General features: G+C 69.1%; 11 protein-coding genes. 8 read left to right on the top strand and 3 right to left on the bottom strand.

Annotated features, from left to right (window positions below; genetic code table 11):
• Together ACYQ2W_RS21335 and ACYQ2W_RS21330 are read right to left on the bottom strand one after the other, a co-directional pair.
• A partial coding sequence (locus ACYQ2W_RS21335; protein ID WP_459871915.1) for a hypothetical protein occupies positions 1-1,240 on the bottom strand: 1,240 nt, incomplete at its 3' end.
• Between the two features lie 12 nt (positions 1,241-1,252).
• Positions 1,253-1,597 carry a hypothetical protein gene (locus tag ACYQ2W_RS21330; RefSeq protein WP_459871912.1) on the bottom strand — a complete coding sequence of 115 codons (345 nt, stop codon included), beginning with the start codon at positions 1,595-1,597 and terminating at the stop codon, positions 1,253-1,255.
• A gap of 9 nt (positions 1,598-1,606) precedes the next feature.
• On the opposite strand from ACYQ2W_RS21330, the gene ACYQ2W_RS21325 reads away from it, so the two are divergent.
• The 5 genes from ACYQ2W_RS21325 (at position 1,607) to ACYQ2W_RS21305 (ending at position 9,952) form a co-directional block, all read left to right on the top strand.
• Positions 1,607-3,196 carry a calcium-binding protein gene (locus tag ACYQ2W_RS21325; protein WP_459871908.1) on the top strand — a complete coding sequence of 530 codons (1,590 nt, stop codon included), beginning with the start codon at positions 1,607-1,609 and terminating at the stop codon, positions 3,194-3,196.
• Positions 3,197-3,457: 261 nt separating this feature from the next.
• Positions 3,458-4,927 (top strand): Mur ligase family protein, encoded by a 1,470-nt coding sequence (locus ACYQ2W_RS21320; protein ID WP_459871905.1) that lies wholly within the window; start codon positions 3,458-3,460, stop codon positions 4,925-4,927.
• A complete protein-coding gene (locus ACYQ2W_RS21315) occupies positions 4,920-7,712 on the top strand; it encodes a hypothetical protein (RefSeq protein ID WP_459871902.1) in 2,793 nt (930 codons plus the stop codon). Before ACYQ2W_RS21320 ends, ACYQ2W_RS21315 begins: the two co-directional genes overlap by 8 nt.
• Entirely contained in the window at positions 7,709-8,989 is a 1,281-nt protein-coding gene (locus tag ACYQ2W_RS21310; RefSeq protein WP_459871899.1) for a Sel1-like repeat-containing protein kinase family protein, read from the top strand. Before ACYQ2W_RS21315 ends, ACYQ2W_RS21310 begins: the two co-directional genes overlap by 4 nt.
• A gap of 3 nt (positions 8,990-8,992) precedes the next feature.
• Positions 8,993-9,952, top strand: a complete 960-nt coding sequence (locus ACYQ2W_RS21305; protein ID WP_459871896.1) for a hypothetical protein — start codon at positions 8,993-8,995, stop codon at positions 9,950-9,952.
• A gap of 286 nt (positions 9,953-10,238) precedes the next feature.
• On the opposite strand, the gene ACYQ2W_RS21300 is transcribed toward ACYQ2W_RS21305, so the two are convergent.
• Positions 10,239-11,114, bottom strand: coding sequence for a hypothetical protein (locus tag ACYQ2W_RS21300; RefSeq protein ID WP_459871893.1), 876 nt, complete (start codon positions 11,112-11,114; stop codon positions 10,239-10,241).
• Between ACYQ2W_RS21300 and ACYQ2W_RS21295 the strand changes: the two genes are divergently transcribed.
• From ACYQ2W_RS21295 to ACYQ2W_RS21285, 3 genes are all read left to right on the top strand, one after another.
• Positions 11,104-13,554 carry a phosphotransferase enzyme family protein gene (locus tag ACYQ2W_RS21295; protein ID WP_459871891.1) on the top strand — a complete coding sequence of 817 codons (2,451 nt, stop codon included), beginning with the start codon at positions 11,104-11,106 and terminating at the stop codon, positions 13,552-13,554. The genes ACYQ2W_RS21300 and ACYQ2W_RS21295 overlap by 11 nt on opposite strands.
• 463 nt (positions 13,555-14,017) lie before the next feature.
• The gene (locus tag ACYQ2W_RS21290; protein ID WP_459871889.1) at positions 14,018-15,478 is read left to right on the top strand and encodes a M48 family metalloprotease; all 1,461 of its coding nucleotides are present in this window, start codon (positions 14,018-14,020) and stop codon (positions 15,476-15,478) included.
• Between the two features lie 388 nt (positions 15,479-15,866).
• Entirely contained in the window at positions 15,867-16,853 is a 987-nt protein-coding gene (locus ACYQ2W_RS21285) for a GAF domain-containing protein (protein ID WP_459871887.1), read from the top strand.
• Positions 16,854-16,999: the final 146 nt, after the last annotated feature.

Genomic DNA, 16,999 nt, shown 5'->3' with positions numbered 1-16,999 from the left:
GGTAACGTCCGCGACGACGCCGACTACCACGACGTCCGCAACTACTCCGACTACAGCAACGACTTCCACAACGCCCACGTCCCCGTCGGACGATGACGATGACAGTGATGCCGACGCTGATGCGGATGATGACGCCGACGCGGACAGTGATGCGGATGCGGATGCGGATGACGACGCGGACGCGGACAGTGATGCGGATGCGGATGACGACGCGGACGCGGACAGTGATGCGGATGCGGATGACGACGCGGACGCGGACAGTGATGCGGATGCGGATGACGACGCGGACGCGGACAGTGATGCGGATGACGACGCGGACGCGGACAGTGATGCGGATGCGGATGACGATGCGGACGCGGACAGTGATGCGGATGCGGATGACGACGCGGACGCGGACAGTGATGCGGATGCGGATGCGGATGCGGATGACGATGCGGACGCGGACAGCGATGCCGACGCGGACGATGACGCGGATGCGGACAGCGATGCCGACGCAGACAGCGACGCGGACGCGGATAGTGATGCTGACGCGGATAGCGACGCGGATGCGGATAGTGATGCCGACGCGGATAGCGACGCGGATGCGGACAGCGATGCCGACGCAGACAGCGACGCGGATGCGGACAGCGATGCCGACGCAGACAGCGACGCGGATGCGGATAGCGATGCCGACGCAGACAGCGACGCGGACGCGGATAGTGATGCTGACGCGGATAGCGACGCGGATGCGGACAGCGATGCCGACGCAGACAGCGACGCGGATGCGGACAGCGATGCCGACGCAGACAGCGACGCGGATGCGGATAGTGATGCCGACGCGGATAGCGACGCGGATGCGGACAGTGATGCCGACGCAGACAGCGACGCGGATGCGGACAGCGATGCCGACGCAGACAGCGACGCGGACGCGGATAGCGACGCGGATGCGGACAGCGATGCCGACGCAGACAGCGACGCGGACGCGGATAGTGATGCCGACGCGGATAGCGACGCGGATGCGGACAGTGATGCCGACGCGGATAGCGACGCGGATGCGGACAGCGATGCCGACGCAGACAGCGACGCGGATGCGGACAGTGATGCCGACGCAGACAGCGACGCGGACGCGGATAGTGATGCCGATGCGGATAGCGACGCGGATGCGGACAGCGATGCCGACGCAGACAGCGACGCGGATGCGGACAGCGATGCCGACGCGGATAGCGACGCCGATGCGGATAGCGATGCCGACGACGACCAAGGGGACGGCGGGTCATGCGACGGCGGCGGTGGACATGGCCACCATGGCCACCATGGCCACCATGGCCACCATGGCGGCCATGGACACGCTGGTGGATACCAGGGCGATGCCGACGATGATGCCGACGCCGATTCCGATGGGGACGCGGATGACGATCAGGACAACGGGTCGGGCGGCAACAACGGCTACGGCAACGGCGACCAGGACGCGCCCGGAAACTCCGGCGACAACAACAACGCCGAGAACGGTCAGGGAGACGCGGACGATGACGCCGATGCCGATACCGACAGTGACGCGGAGGACGATGGCGGCACGCCCGGCGGCGACAATGTGATCAACGCGCCACAGCACAACCACGATGGAGTCGTGGATGGCACCGATCAGAACGACACCATCAATCTCGACAGCGGTGACCGGCAGACGGTGAACGCGGGTGATGGTGACGATGTGATCAATGCCAGCAACAACTGGATGCACAACGCGGTCATCAACGGCGGCGACGGCGACGACACCATCAACGGCGTCAAGGGCAACGACACGGTGCTCGACGGCGGTGCCGGTGACGACACCATCCACATGTACTCCGGAAATGACTGGACCCACCGCACCACCGTGGAGGGCGGCGAGGGGGATGACACCATCCACCTGAGCAACCAGGGTCACGGTCACCAGATCGACGGTGGCGCCGGAAGCGACACGTTGGTGATCGATGGCAATCGTGCCGATTACGAGGTAACCGATAACGGTGATGGGACCTACTCCATCAGCCCTGCTGAGCATCTGCACAACAACTTCCTCAGCGCGCAGGTCACCGATGTGGAGACCCTTCAGTTCAACGACGAGACGGTGACGTTGGGCGGCGGCGAGGCGGGTGGACAGGAGGAGGGCTCAGGAGGGGCCGGGGGCAACGACGGCTACGGTGACGGCGGCGACGCCGGGAACGGCCAAGGTGATGCAGACGACGACGCCGATTCCGATGCGGACGCCGATTCCGATGCGGATTCGGATGCCGACGATGATCAAGGCGGCGGCGGATCTTGCGATAGCGGTGGGCATGGCCATGGCCATCACGGTGGGCACGACCACTCCGATGGACGCCACGCCGGCGACCACGTACAGGCCGATGCCGACGATGACGCCGATACGGATGCCGATGACGACAACGGTTCCGGTGTCTCCGGCGGCAACAATGGTCATGGCAATGGCGACCAGGATGCCCCCGGGAACTCCGGCGACAACAACAACGCCGAGAACGCCCAGGGCGATGCCGACGATGACGCGGATACGGACGCCGATGACGACACCGGTGGCTCCTGCGACGACAACGGCCACGGCAATGGGGGCCAGGGCGCGCATGGCCAATCCGGTGACGGCAACCAGGCGGAAAATGTTCAGGCCGGTGCCGGCGATCCGGAGGGTTCGTTCAACGACGTGACCGGGAATGCCCACGACAACTGGCTGTTCGGTGGTCACGGTGACGATGCCATCGACGGGCAGGGCGGTGACGACGTGCTCTTCGGCGGATCGGGTGACGATCAGCTCGATGGCGGCAGCGGCGATGACTGGATCAGCGGTGGGGCCGGCGACGACTGGTTGAACGGCGAGGGCGGTGACGACGTACTCTACGGTGGCGCGGGCAACGACACCTTCTTCGCCTCCGATGGCGACGACGCCTTCTTCGGCGATGAGGGGAACGACCTCTTCATCTTCGGCGACTTCGAAGGCGACGTGACCGTGAATGGCGGCGGTGGCGGGTGGACCGACGTGATCGAGATGGATGTCGGTGGTGGACCGGCCGGCAGTCTCGACGCCGGCGGCTGGACGCTGGAGATCGAAGGGGAGCCGGTGGTGATCGATGGCGACCATGGTCAGGTCGACGTCGATGGCGGCTCCGGTACTATCGACACCGACGACGGTTCCATCGACTTCCACGACATCGACCGGATCGAGTGGTAGTGGATCCGGTCGGGACGAGGCTCCTTACCACGAAGGAGATGGTCGGGCGGGGGCCTCGGTCGTCGGTCGCATCGGTGCCCGGTCGGACACGCCGTTGCTCTCGGTTGAGGGTTTGATTCAACACGAAGGACAAGAAGGGGAACGTGCGGGAAGGCGGTTGGCGGGGCATCGGCCCCGCACGGTCGGAAATACTTCGTAGTGAAAAGCGGCCCAACCAAAACGGTACGCCCGACGCCGTACGGCGCGCGGTAGAATGGCGCGATGAGCGAGGCGGCTGAAGTGTTGATCCTCTCGCCGGAGGAGCTGGCGGCGGCGACCGGCGGCGTCTGGTCCACGCCCGCTGCCGGGCCGATCACCCGACTCGCGCTCAATCCGCAGAGCGCCCGCCGCGGCGATCTGCTGGTCACCACCAACCGCGAGCAGTGGCGGCGGGTGAAGACGCCCAGCGAGTCGCCGCAAACCCTCGAACGGCTGGTGGCGCGGGGCGCCGCCGGGGCGGTGGTGCGTGAGACGGCCGATCTCGATGCTCCCTTGCCGCTGCTGCGGGTCGCCGATACCTATCGGGCGCTGGAGGCGATCGCCGAGGCGGCCCGCGACAAGGCGCCGGCGCGGCGCCTGCTGGTCACCGGCACCGAGGGGAAGACCGGCTTCAAGGTGCTGTTCCACCACCTCGCCTCGGGGCAGGTGGCGGTCAACGCCCGCCTCGACAGCAACAACATGGAGCGCGGCATCTGCTCCTCCCTGGCCAACACCCGCCCGCACCACGCCCTTACCGTGATCGAGGTGGCGGTGCCCCGCCTGCACTACGGCGAGCGCCGTGCCCGGCTGGTGCGCCCCGAGCTCTGCGTGATCACCGAGATCGGCTACGAACACCTGACCCGGCACGGCTCCCGTGAGCGGCTGATCGAGGCGAAGGCGTCGGTGGTCACCGGCCTTACCGACGACGGCCGCTGTCTGGTCCGCTCCGACCCCCGCTACTTCGACGTCCTGCGGGCGGCGATCCGCGCCCGTCGCGAGGTGCCGCTCGTCACCTTCGGTGACCGCCCCGGCGATTTCGGCCGGCTGCTCGATGCTGTGTTCGATCCGCGCCGCGAAGGGTGGGCGGTGGCCGCGGAGATCGACGGCGAGCGGGTGGACTATTTCCTGCCCCTGGTGGAGGGGCATGCGCCGATGAGCAGCGTCGGCGTGCTGGCGGCGATGGCACTGATGGGTGTGCCGGTGGAGTCTGCACTGGAGCGGTTCGCGACGGTGGCGCCCCACGAGACCTCCGGCAGCCTCTACCGGCTGCCGGTGGCGGGTGGGACGTGTCGGGTCTATGACCAGAGCCACCGCTGCTATCTGCTGGGGGTGGAGGATTTCTTCCGCACCGCGGCGCGCCTGACGGCGGGGCCGGGGGGGCGCAAGCGGCTGGTTCTCGGTCACCTCTACGACGAGCGGGAGTATGGTCCCCTGGTGTGGCGGCTGCTGCCGGTGGAGCGGCTGCGGCGCTGGATTGCCGAGGCGGGGTTCGACGAGGTCCACACCGTCGGCGAACGGGCGGAGTTCGCGCCGCTGCTGGAGGGCGGTTCCCTGTCGTGGGAGCACTGGGCGACGCCCGAGGCGGTGGTGGAGCCGCTGCGCCGACGACTGCGGCCGGAGGATCTGCTGTTGGTGAAGGGGGATCGCAACGAGCGGATGTACGTGATCACCCAACGGCTGCGCGAGCCGGCCGGGGAGGGGAGCGGTGGGTGAGGTGACGGCGGCGCTTCCGGCGGGCCTCCAGCCCCTGCGGGTGGAGGAGATGGCCGCGCACAAGCACGCGCTCGAAGCGGGTGGCCAGTGGGCGTCGGCCTTCTACTACCCCTTCCTGTTGAGCGTCGACCGCAGCCCGAAGCGCTCCGTGGTGTGGAGCGGGGAGCCGGGTGGGCGGGCGCTCTTCGTCCTCTCCGGCGGGAAGCACCCGCGCCTCGACCTGTTCGCGCCGCCTTTGCCGGCCGACCCCGCCTCGCTCGCCCGTGCCCTGGAGCTGGCCAACGACTACAACGGCGACCGCTCCGCGCGGGTCTATTGGATCGACCAGCAGGACCTGTCCGCGGTGCGCGAGGTGGCCGGCCTGCGCGAGCGGTTCCGCGAAGAGGAGTACCTCTACCGCCCGGCGGACTACGCCGATCTGAGTGGCGGCGCCTTCCGTACCCTGCGCCGCAACCTCAGCCGGGTGGAGGCACTCGACGGTCTCGCCGTCGCCCCCTTCCGTGCGGAGGATTCAACCGACTGCCTGGCGCTGCTCGACGAGTGGGAGCGGGGCCAGGGGCGGAAGTACGCCTCGCTGCGCGATCGCGGCTACAACCGCGCCTGCATCGAGCTGGCCCCGCAGCTTCCCGATACCGACCTGCGCGGCGAGGTGATCCGCATCGACGGGCAGTTGCGTGCGTTCGCCTTCGGCGGCGAGCTGCGTGCCGGCCTCGGCGTCTTTTTCATTGCCAAGGCCGACCCGCAGGTGCGCGGTCTGAGCTACTTCCAGCGCTACCACTTCCTCTCCGCGATGGCGGAGTGCCCGCTGGTCAATGACTCCTCCGATATGGGTTCGGAGGGGTTGCGCCAATTGAAGCGGAGCCTCCGCCCGGCGGCCATGCACGCCCTCTACAATGCGCGCCAGGAGCGGCGGATCAACGTGCCTTCCGCCGCGCCTGGTGAGAAGAGCGGTCTGGCGATCCGCCACCGCGACCCCCGCCACTACGCCGAGCCGGAGCAGTGGATGCCGCTGTTCCAGGCCGGCGATGCCGAGCGGACGCTGCTGGCGCGGATGCGTGAGGCGATTCGGGCCAGTCGCCTGGAGCGGTCGGCAGCGGCCGGGATCGACCGCGCGTTTGCCGACAGCCGCTTTCCCCAGCGCTATGAGCGGCTGATCCTGATCCTCTACGCCCCCGGCCACCAGCGGATCCTGGTGAGCCGCGACGCCCATCCCGCCCTCTCCGCGGTGATGGCGCCGCTGTTCCGCCACCCCCGCCTGGCGGCGCTGGCCGCGGCGCCGTTCCGCCTGCAGCTCGATTTCGTGGTGGAGCCCCCGGCCCCCGTGGCGTTGGAGCAGGTGGGGATGAGCCGCCGCGGCGAGCGCCACTTCGAGGTGGGGCTAGACGGCCTGCTGCTGCGCGGGGCCGACGGCCGGCTGCACATCTTCACCCCCGGTGACGCCTACGTCCGCTCGACCCTCGGCATGGGGCAACTGCGCGACTACCTGCGCCGGGTCCACGGCGAGCCCTATCTGGCCGAGGCCCGCTGCGAGCGCTTCCGCTCCGCGAGCTTCGTCTGCGACGGCGAGGGGTGGGCCCGGCTCTACCGCGGCCACCCGGTGGTAGGGGCGCTCGGTCACGGCAAGCTGGCACGGGCCGTGGAGTTGGCGGTGGATCACATCCAGCGCACCCAGCAGGCGGACGGCCGCTTCCTCTACTACTACGACGCCGCCGCCGACTCCCGCCGCGATCACGAACACCCGAAACGGGACCCCGAGCGTAATCCGTTCTACAACATCCTGCGCCATGGCGGCGGCGGACTCACCTGCGCCTATTTCGAGAAGTGGAGCGGCCGCGGCACCACCCTGGAGAACATCCGCCGTGCCATCGACTTCCTGGTGGCCCAGACCCGCGTCCAGGAGTACGCAGGGCGCGAGGGGGCCTACATCTTCCACGAGCGCAAGGCGAAGCTGGGTGGCTCCGGCATCGCCCTCTACCTGCTGGCGGAGTACCAGCGGCTGAGTGGCGACGACCGCTACCGGGAGTGGGCGGAGCGCATCGCCTGGCACCTGCGCCACCAGATCACCGCAAGCGGCGAGTTCATCTACTACAACGTCTATCTCGACCAACCGGTGAGCGAGGCGGAGAACGGCGCCCACTTCTCCTTCTACTACCCCGGCGAGGCGGTCTGCGGCCTGGCCAAGTACCTCCACCTGGTGGCGGAGGAGGAGCGCGGCCCATGGTTCGCCGCCCTGCACCGGGCGCTCCACTACCTGATCGAGGTGCGCCCCGGCGAGCACGCCGAGCACTACACTGCGCTCCCCTCCGACTCCTGGCTGATGATGGGGATCATGGAGCTGTGGGACTTCGCGCCGATGCGCGACCCGCGCTACGCCGAGTTCGTCTTCACCGACGCCGCGACCATGGTCGACCACCTCTACAAGGTGAGCGACGCCCCCTATCCGGACTACGCCGGCGGCTTCCACTACCAGTGGGGCGACTTCCCCTACACCGACGGCGCCCGTTGCGAGGGGCTGCTGGGGGCCTACGAGCTGGCCCGCAAGATGGGCGAGGAGGCGAAGGCGCGCGACCTGTGGCGGGCGCTGCGGCTGGCCGCCTGGGCGCTGCTCCAACTGGTCAACGACGAGACCGCCATCTACCACGCCCGCAACCCGCGGCTCGCCCTCGGCGGCATCCGCTTCAAGCAGACCCGCCAGTGGTTCCGCATCGACACCATCCAGCACGTCGCCTCGTTCTTCGCCAAGCTGCTGCCCCACTGGGAGCGGGAAGAGGGGGGCGCGCCATGATCCGCCGTCTCGGACCCTGGCCGTGGACTCCCGGCGAGCGGCTCGGCGGCGGCGGCTATGCCGCGGTCTACGGCGCCCCGGGGGAGGGGCATGCGGTGAAGGTCTACCACGACCCGCACCACGCCAACACCTTCCAGCGCGAGGTGGCGGCGCTGGGCGCGCTGCAAGGGGCCCCCGGCGTGGCGGAGCTGCTCGACTATGGGCGCGACGCGGCGGGACGGCTGTGCATCGTCACCGAGCGCCTCGCCGGCGAGCGCCTCGACCGCCGCCTGCGCCGCGCGGGGACGCTGGACGGTGACGGGGTGGCGCGGCTGCTCGAAGGGCTGCTCCCGTTGCTCGCCGAGGTCCACCGCCGCGGCTGGCTGCACAAGGACGTCAAGGCCTCCAACGTGCTGGTCGACGGTGAGCGCTTCACCCTGCTCGACTGGGGCGTGGCCGAGCCCCTGGGCGATGGTCACGCCGAGCCGATCCGCGCCAAGCAGGAGTTCGTCGCCCCGGAGTGTTTCTACGGCGAGCACGACCCCTCGGGCGACCTCTATGCCCTGGCCTGGCTGGCGGTACAGGCCGCCAGCGGCGCGCTCCCCTACCACTTCGCCGAGGTCCACGACGCCGACTACCGGGTCGCCGCCCACTGCATGGAGCGGGTCGAGCTGCCGCCCGCGGTGCCCGCCGCGCTGCGCCCGCTGCTCCTCGGCTGGCTCGCCAAGAGCCCCGCCGAGCGCCCGGTGGGCTACGAGCTGACGGCGCTGCTCGCCCACCCGAGCGCCGAGCCCGACCCCTTCGAACACCTCGATTTCCGCCAGCTCGCCTTCGAGTGCGGCTGGCTCCACCGCGCCGCCCGCTACGGTGTCCCCTACGCCCAGTACCATTACGGCCGCCGGTTGCTCGATGCCGGCCGCGAGCGCGAGGCGCTCTACTGGCTGGAGGGTGCCCGGGAGTCGGGCTACCGGATGGCGGGCTACCGCCTCGCCCGTCACTGGGAGGCGGGGGAGGAACCGGCCCGGCAGCGGGCGCGGGCGCTGCTGCGGGAGCTGGCCGAGGCGGGGCACGGCGCCGCCCGCTACCGCCTCGGCCGGGCGCTGCTGGAGGAGGCGCCGGTGGAGGCGGAGCGCTGGCTGCGGCTCGCCGCCGAGGCGGGCGAGCGGCGGGCCCAGTACCGCCTGGCCCGCCTGCTGGAGGGGCGCCCCGCGGAGGCGGAGGAGGCGGCGCGTTTTCGCGCCATGGCCGCCGATCGGGGGGATCCGCGGCTACCTTCCGTGGTGCGTAAGGAGGGGTAGGCGATGGGTTGGCCGAAAACGATCGGATGGTTGTTGGGGCTGGCGGGGCTGCTGTGGGCGCTGCTCGCGGTCGCCGGCTGGAAGGGCCCGCGGGAGGCCCTCGACCTGCGCGAGGCCCACGGCCCCTTCCTCCTCCACTACACCCTCGCCGGTGCGGACGCCTTCCGCCCCCGCACCAAGGCGGGCGAGGCGCTGCTCGCCGGTACGGCGATCTCCGGGTTGTGGGAACAGCTCGACCGGGCGGAGCGAGCCTACCGGGATGGGCTCGGCCTGCGGTCGCCGTTGGCGGGCGAGCGCTACCGCGAGGTGATCGGCATCGATCTCCAGGTGATCGACCTGGGGGAGAGCAAGCGCGGCGCCACCGGCGACGAACCCCAGCACTTCGACTACCGCCGCTTCGGCCCCCGCGGACCGGTGCTCGCCATCGCGCTGAGCAACCGCTGGGCGCCGCCCAACCTGACCCCCGCCCACGAGCTGTTCCACGCCTACCAGAACGGCTATACCCGCTTCAAGAACCGCTGGTTCACGGAGGGGACGGCGCGGCTTGCCGAGAACCTTTCGGCCGAGCGCGGCTGGCGCAACGAACCGCTGCCGCGGCGGCCCGCCGAGCTGGCCGAGCTGCTCACCCGCTCCTACGACGCCAAGCGCTTCTGGAACCGCCTCGCCCTGCTCTGTGACCCCGGCTGCGACCGCGGGCCGGTGAATCGGGCGGAGGGGCGGCTGTGCGGGCGAAAGATCGTCCGCCCGCTGCTGGAGAAACTGGAGCGGCTGGACAAGGTGGCCGCCCGCGACCGCGGTATCGATTCCGCCGCGTGGCCGGAGCGCGAGCAGCGCGCGTCGGCCAACGATCCCTATATCCTGCGCGCGGTCAAAGAGGTGATGGAGGATGCCTGTCCGCTGCGCGAATCGGAAGAGCTGGTCGCCTTCCACCGCTTGCTCTCGTCACCACGCTCCGCGTGGTGATGGAGGCAGGGCTGCGGGGTTGATGCGCTGTGCCACATCCTGGACGCAGAGCGTCCAAGTAGCCGGTTACGACGCGGAGCGTCGTACCCAGAAGGTGGTATGTGGGGGGAGGGTGGTGTGCCCCCCCCCACCTCCCCCCCCTCCCTCGTTACCACGCTCCGCGTGGTAACGACGCCCTCTTCGACGCTCCGCGTCGTGCGTAGCGAGGGCAGCGGGGTTGAAGTGCCGTACCACGCCGCGGAGCGTCGTAACCCGATCACCGGATTACCCGATCGCTTTTGATGGATCACCGCGGCGATCGATGGCCGGCGTAGAGTGCGGCATGCGCATTGAGAAAGCGGGCGGCGTCGCCGGTCGCGGGGTCGCCGCAGCGCCCATCGCTCCCGCAGCGCGGGTCGTGGAGCGCCGCATTGGAGAAGAGCGGCAGGCTGGCGTGCTGGTCGCCGTGGATCGTGCGCATCCAGCCGCCGACCATGATGGTGCCGAACTCGCCGGGCTGCGGCTCGCCGTCGCAGTTGCCCACGGCGTAGCCGTTGGCATAGGGCGCGGCGGCGTGATCGTGGCCGCGGCCGGGCTGGCAGGCGTCCACCGCGGCGCCGTGGTTGAGCCCCATCAGGTGGCCCAGTTCATGGGCCAGGGAGTGGGGGCCGCAGGCCACGTCGAGCACCGCCAGGGCGCTGCGTGGCGAGGCCAGTTCCGCCTCGCTGCGCGGGATCTTCAGCGCCCGTCCGCAGCGCCCGTGGCCGCGCACGGTCAGGCCCTTCACCAGGGCGAAGGTATAATCGGCCCCCACCGCGGCGGTCCGCCGGAAGAGCCCGGCGAACGGCGGCGCCTCGCGGGACATGGCGTCGAGCAGCCGGGCCGCGTCGCGTTCGGCGACGGGGGTGAAGTCCACCGCCGCCAGCCGTGCCCGCAGCGCCACCCGGCTGTCGCGGAAATAGCCGTTGAGGGTGGTGACGTGGCCGGTGAGGCGCTCGCGCAGTTTGGTGCGCGCCGCCGCGTCGGGAGCGGCCCCGGCGTCGACGACGAAGCGCAGATCGATCACCGCGTCGGCCCCCCGGGCCGGCGCCAGTACCAGCAGCAGCGGCAGGCCGAGCAGCGCCCGCCGCAGCCGCAACCGCCGGCCCCGCGGGCCGCACAGTGGAGACGTCATGGGTGTCATCAAGAAGATCCTCTACCGCGGCAATATCCTCGGCAAGCCGCGCCACCGCAACCTTTTCCTCGACATGGAGGAGAACATCCACATCCACTACCGCGATCTGCGCATCGAGCTGAGCCGCGGTGAGTTCGAGGACATCGTCGCCGCCTTCACCAAGCAGTCCGCCGAGCTGCTGGGGATCATCGAGGAGAAACACTACCAGGACGGCCAACTGCCCAACGCCAACCAGGACGACGTGCGCATCTGGACCGAGTCGCGGCTCAAGCACGAGGTGAAGTACCACCCCACCCGCTTCTCGCTGGAGGAGTGCGGCGACGGCTACCACTTCCACTACCGCAACTACAAGTTCCTCATCGACCCGCCGGAGTTCAAGGAGCTGGTGCGGCTGTTCCGCTCCCTCGACGTCGACGGCCCCTATGCCGCCAGCTACGACGAGGTGCTGGCGCTGCTGGAGGCCAACGAGGTGGACTTCCGTCTCGATGCCGGCGACGCGCCCGGTGAGAAGCTGGCGATCCGCGTCGCCGGCCACCACCTGCCGAAGATCCGCGACATCTTCAACTACATCGGTTTCGCCCGGGAGGGGGCCGGCGAGCTGCGCCGCTATCGCGGCGAGCGGCTGGTGGTCGAGGCGCGCCCCGACAGCGGCCTCGACGCCCTCGACTACCGCCGCCGGCGCGGCCTCAATCAGGTGGGGCTGCTGGTCGACTATCTGGCCCGCCGCCAGGGGCGCATTGACGTCAACGAGATCAACCGCATCAAGGTGCAGGTGTTGGAACTCTACTTCGCCCTCGATGGCGGTGAGCGGCTCAACGTCGAGACCGACCCGGAGCTGTGGCTCTACGCGCCGGCCAACCGCCAGGTGATCTTCCCCTTCAGCCCCGTCGCCCGCGGCGGCCGCGCCGAGGCCGACCGCCTTTATCGCAGCTGGAGCAACCGGCTGAAGGGGTTCGACATGGGCTTCGTCAAGCCGGTAAAGGAGCCCTTCCCGGCCGCGGTGCAGGAGACGCTGCAGCGCCAGGTGGAGGAGGCGCTGCGCCGCGAGGTGGCCGCCTACGGTGCGGTGGAGAGGATCCACGTCATGGGTTCCGGGATCCGCGGCGACATGGGGCGCTACCAGGCCCCCTTCATCCACGGCAAGCTGGCCAAGCTGGGCTCGGACGTCGATATCCTGGTGGAGATCGACCCCGCCCGCGAGGGGGAGATTCCCGGCCACTGGAAGCTCCACCTGCCGGAGGCCTCCAACCACTGCTCGGTCTACCACGTCGGCGAGGTGCCGCTGGCCGGGGAGGCGGGCGACTGGGCCGAATGCCACCCCCACGTGCCGTTCATCGACCATCTGCTGGACGCCTACGTCTACCTCCCCTCCACCGGCTATCGGGAGGAGATCGACGCCTTCCTGAAGAAGTTCGGCGCCCGCTGCTTCTACGACCGGGCCCGCGACGGGGTGCTCTACCGCGGCGAGGAGGAGGGGCGGATCGCCCGCCTGCTGGGCGAGCGCTTCGCTCTTCCGGCACCCGCGGTGGAGCCGATGAGGGTCTCCACCGAGAACGCCCTCTACCGGGTCTTCACCCATGATGCCGCCTACGTCCTCAAGCTGTTCAAGGTCTCCGGCAACTACCACCGCACGCGGGTCGCCGAGCACACCGACTACGAGGCGCGGCTGGTCACCCAGCTGAAGGGGCGCGGCATCCCCACCGCCGGGGTGGTGCCGGCGAGCGACGGCGGCGAGGTCACCGTGGAGGGCTTTTCGGCGCTGCTCTTCGAGCGCATCCCGGGGGCGGTGGAGCAGCGCCCGGAGTATCCGCTGGAGGCGGTCGGCCCGGCGCTGGCGGCGATCCACCGGGTGCAACTGGAGCGGCCGCTCGACCTGCCCACCGGCTTCTCCTTCGACGACACCTGCATGATCTGGCTGCCGCAGTTCCAGAACTATCTGGCCGAGCGCGATCATCCGGCGGATATCGCGGAGGCGTTCCGCCGCTTGGCGCCGCTGGCCGAGCCGCTCTATCCGGGAGAGCAGCGGGCGCAGCTCTTCGCCCGTTCCCCGGCGGTCCACTGCCACGGCGACGTGACGCCGAAGAACGTCATCGTCGGCAGTGACGGGGTGGCCCGTTTCTTCGACTTCAACAACGCCTTCTTCGGTGCGCGGATGGCCGATCTGATGGATGGTGGATTCGAGTTCTCGCTGGCCGAGAAGTACGTCCATCTGGCCGACTTCCGCCGCTTCGACGCCTTCGTCGCGGCCTACGAACAGGGTGCCCCGCTCAGCGCCGAGGAGCGCGCCGACCTGCCGCGCTGGATTGCCCTGATGGGGGTGATCAAGTTCGCCAAGGAGGTCCGCGTGATCCGCGACCCCGCACTCAAACGCCAGCACTCCCTGCGTACCAAACGCGCCCTGGCCATCGCCGGGTTCCTGAGCGAGCGCATAGGCGCCTGTCGGGCTTAGGGCTCGCGAAAGAATAACTTCCTGTCTTGGGACGCCGATCCATTCCCTCCGGCGGCGTTGCGCAAAGGGTTGCATGCAACGAGCATGCGCCCCTTTGCGCGCCTTGCCGGAGGGGCGTCTCGACGCCCCAAGACAGGAAGTTATTCCTTCGCGAGCCCTTAGGGGGATCGGACCGGGGGCGTAATTGGCCGGCCGTTTCCCGAGGTGTTTGCAGTGGTGGCTTCGTTCAGCATGGCGCCCACGGGGCGCCCTATAGGGCGCCCCGCGGGCGCCGTGTCAAAAGGAAGCACCGAGGGTTAGGGGCGCGGTGTTCTTCCGGAATTCCGCTTGCCCTCGATCCGTTCGTCCCATTCTCCAATCGGGGGAACCGCGAATGCCGACGATCACTCCGCACGGGGTTTGTCCAACCAACCCAGCCCAAGCATACTTCGTGGTTTCAACCCGACCGAGGAGACGGGCAGTGATGGCGATGACGAAACGGTTCGGCCCCTGGCTGCTGCTGGCGGCCCTCGGCCTGCTCGGCGGCTGTGCCGCCAACCCGGTGACCGGCGACAGCGACCTGGTGCTGATGAGCGAGCAGCAGGAGCTCTCCCTCGGCCGCCAGGGCAATGCCGAGGTGATCAAGCAGTACGGCGAGTACGCCGACCCCGAGCTGAAGGCCTACGTCGACCGCGTCGGCAAGGCGATGGCCGCGCACAGCCACCGTCCCGGCCTGATCTACCGCTTCACCGTCCTCGACAGCCCCGAGGTCAACGCCTTCGCGCTCCCCGGCGGCTACATCTACATCACCCGCGGGCTGCTCGCCCTGCTCGACTCCGAGGCGGAGCTGGCCGCGGTGCTCGGCCACGAACTCGGCCACGTCACCGCCCGCCACGCGGTGCGTCAGCATACCAGCCAAGTGGTCACCGGCCTGCTCGGCGCGGTGATCGCCGCCGGCACCGGCATCCGCGGGGCCGGCGACGTCGCCAACCTGGTGGGCACCGCGGTGGTCCGCGGCTACGGCCGCGAGCACGAACTGGAGGCCGACCGCCTCGGCGCCGAGTATCTGGCCCGCGACGGCTACGACCCCCAGGCGATGATCCAGGTGATCCGCGTGCTCAAGGGGCAGGAGGCGTACGAGCGCCAGCGCGCCGAGGAGGAGGGTCGCGAGCCCAACCTCTACCACGGACTCTTCGCCACCCACCCCGACAACGACACCCGCCTGCAGGAGGTGGTGGCCGCCGCCGACCAGTTCCGCAGCGGGGAGACCGCGCGCACCGACCGCGACGCCTTCCTGCGCCGCCTCGATGGCCTCACCTGGGGGGATTCGGCGAGCCAGGGGATCCTCCGCGGCGACACCTTCTACCACCCCGACCTCGATTTCCGGTTGCAGGCGATCGACGGTTGGGTGCTGGTCAACCACGCCGACAATCTGGAGGCGCGGCGCAAGGACGGTGACGCCCGGCTGCTGCTCTCGGTGGCCGACCGCAACCGCCGCATCGAGCCGCAGGCGTTCCTCCGCGAACGGCTCGGCATCCGCGACCTGCGCGAGGGCCAGGAGATCGACCTGAACGGCCTGCAGGGCTACACCGGCATCACCGACGGCAAGACCACCTGGGGCAATCGTCCGGTGCGCGTGGCGGTGCTCTATCACGGCGACCGCGCCTTCGTCTTCCAGGGGGCGAGCAAGAGTGCCGACGACCCCTTCCAGCACGATGCCGAGATCGTCGCCGTTGCCCGGACCTTTCGCCCGATGACGGCCGACGAGCGCAAGCGCGTCAATGCCCTGCATCTCAAGGTGCGGCCGCTCAAGGGGGGCGAGACCTTCGTCACACTGGCCCGGCACTCGCCCATCGCCGACCATCCCGAGGAGCAGCTGCGGCTGCTCAACGGCCGCTACCCCGACGGCGAACCGCCGGCCGGATTGGTGAAGGTGGTGGAGTAGCCGGCCGGCCCGCGCCCGGGTCGCCGACCATTCGACACGAAGGGTACGAAGAGATCGGAAACCAAGGGTGTTCGGAGGGATGGATCAGCTTTGCTGATATCCCGTGCTTCCGTTTGATACGGCGCCCGCGGGCGCCATGCTGAACGAAACTACCGCTGAAAAAGGGTCGGAAACCGCGGGGTGTCCTGACGAGCCATCTTCTTCCCTTCGCGTCCTTCGTGGCAATGCAGTCTCCATCGGGGCTCGGGCGATTTCCGAACATCCGGATCGCGGTCGCGGAGGCGGGCTGGGCTGTCACCCGTTCAATGATCGCCAGGAAATGGAAATCGTACACCTCGCGGAGGTATCCTTTCGACCTCATCCCGAGCCTCGCATACAGGAATGAACGATGCCGTCGCCCGAACAACTCTTGCAGGTCATCAACATCCAGACCGAGATCGCGAAGCTCGGCCTGGATCTGGGTGGGGTCATGCAGTTCGTCGTCGAACAGACGCTGCCGCTGATCGAGGCCGACGGTGCGGCGATTGAACTGGCCGAGGACGGCGAGATGGTCTACCGCGCGGCTTCGGGAATGGCCTCCGCGCAGTTGGGGCTGAGGCTGGAGATCCAGAGCAGCCTCTCCGGCCTGTGCGTGATGAAGGGCGAGACGCTCGCCTGTACCGATTCCCGGGACGACCCGCGCGTGGACCGTGCCGCGTGCGAAAAGGTCGGCCTGCGCTCGATGATCGTCATGCCGCTCAAGCACCGCGGGGTGACGGTCGGGGTGCTGAAGGCGATGTCGGCACAGCCCGACAAGTTCGGTCAGGGCGACATGGCGCTGCTCGGGATGTTGTCTGAAGTGGTCGCCGCCTCCATGTTCTTCTCGGTCAAATACGACAGCGACGACCTTTTCATCAAGGCGACCCACGACGACATGACCGGGCTGGCCAACCGCGCGCTGTTCATGGACCGGTTGCGCAACGCCGTCTCCCAGACCCACCGGAGTGCGCGCCCGTCCGGCGTGTTGATGATCGACATGGACGGGCTGAAGCAGATCAACGATACCCATGGCCACCGTATCGGTGACGCGGTCATTCTCGAATTCGCCAATCGCATCAGGAAGGTGACCCGCGACACCGATACCGCCGCCCGGCTCGGTGGGGACGAGTTCGGCGTCATCCTCAGCCCGCTGGAACATCCGGAGGGGATCGAAGCCGCCATCCGGCGCATCGACACGGAGATCGACTCCCCCTTCGTCTTCGAGGAGCGGCAATATCCTCTGAAGGCCAGCATCGGTTCCGCGCTCACGCCCCACGACGGCGTCGAACCCGACCGGCTCCTGGAGGTCGCGGACCAGCGCATGTATGCCGTCAAACAGTCGCGAAAGCGAGGCTAGGAGCCTGTCGGACTTAGGATGAATCGGCCGCGGAAGCGGGATGACGGCCCTGCCCTTTTCCGAAAATCCTCGTCAAATAGCTCACTATTCTCCTCGAATTTTCGAAAAATTGGGGCCGCCCTCCTGCCCTCCCGCAGCTCGATCCC

This window comes from Endothiovibrio diazotrophicus (assembly GCF_054657215.1).
Note: the sequence above shows the minus strand (reverse complement) of the source record. Positions and strands in the feature narration are given on the sequence as shown.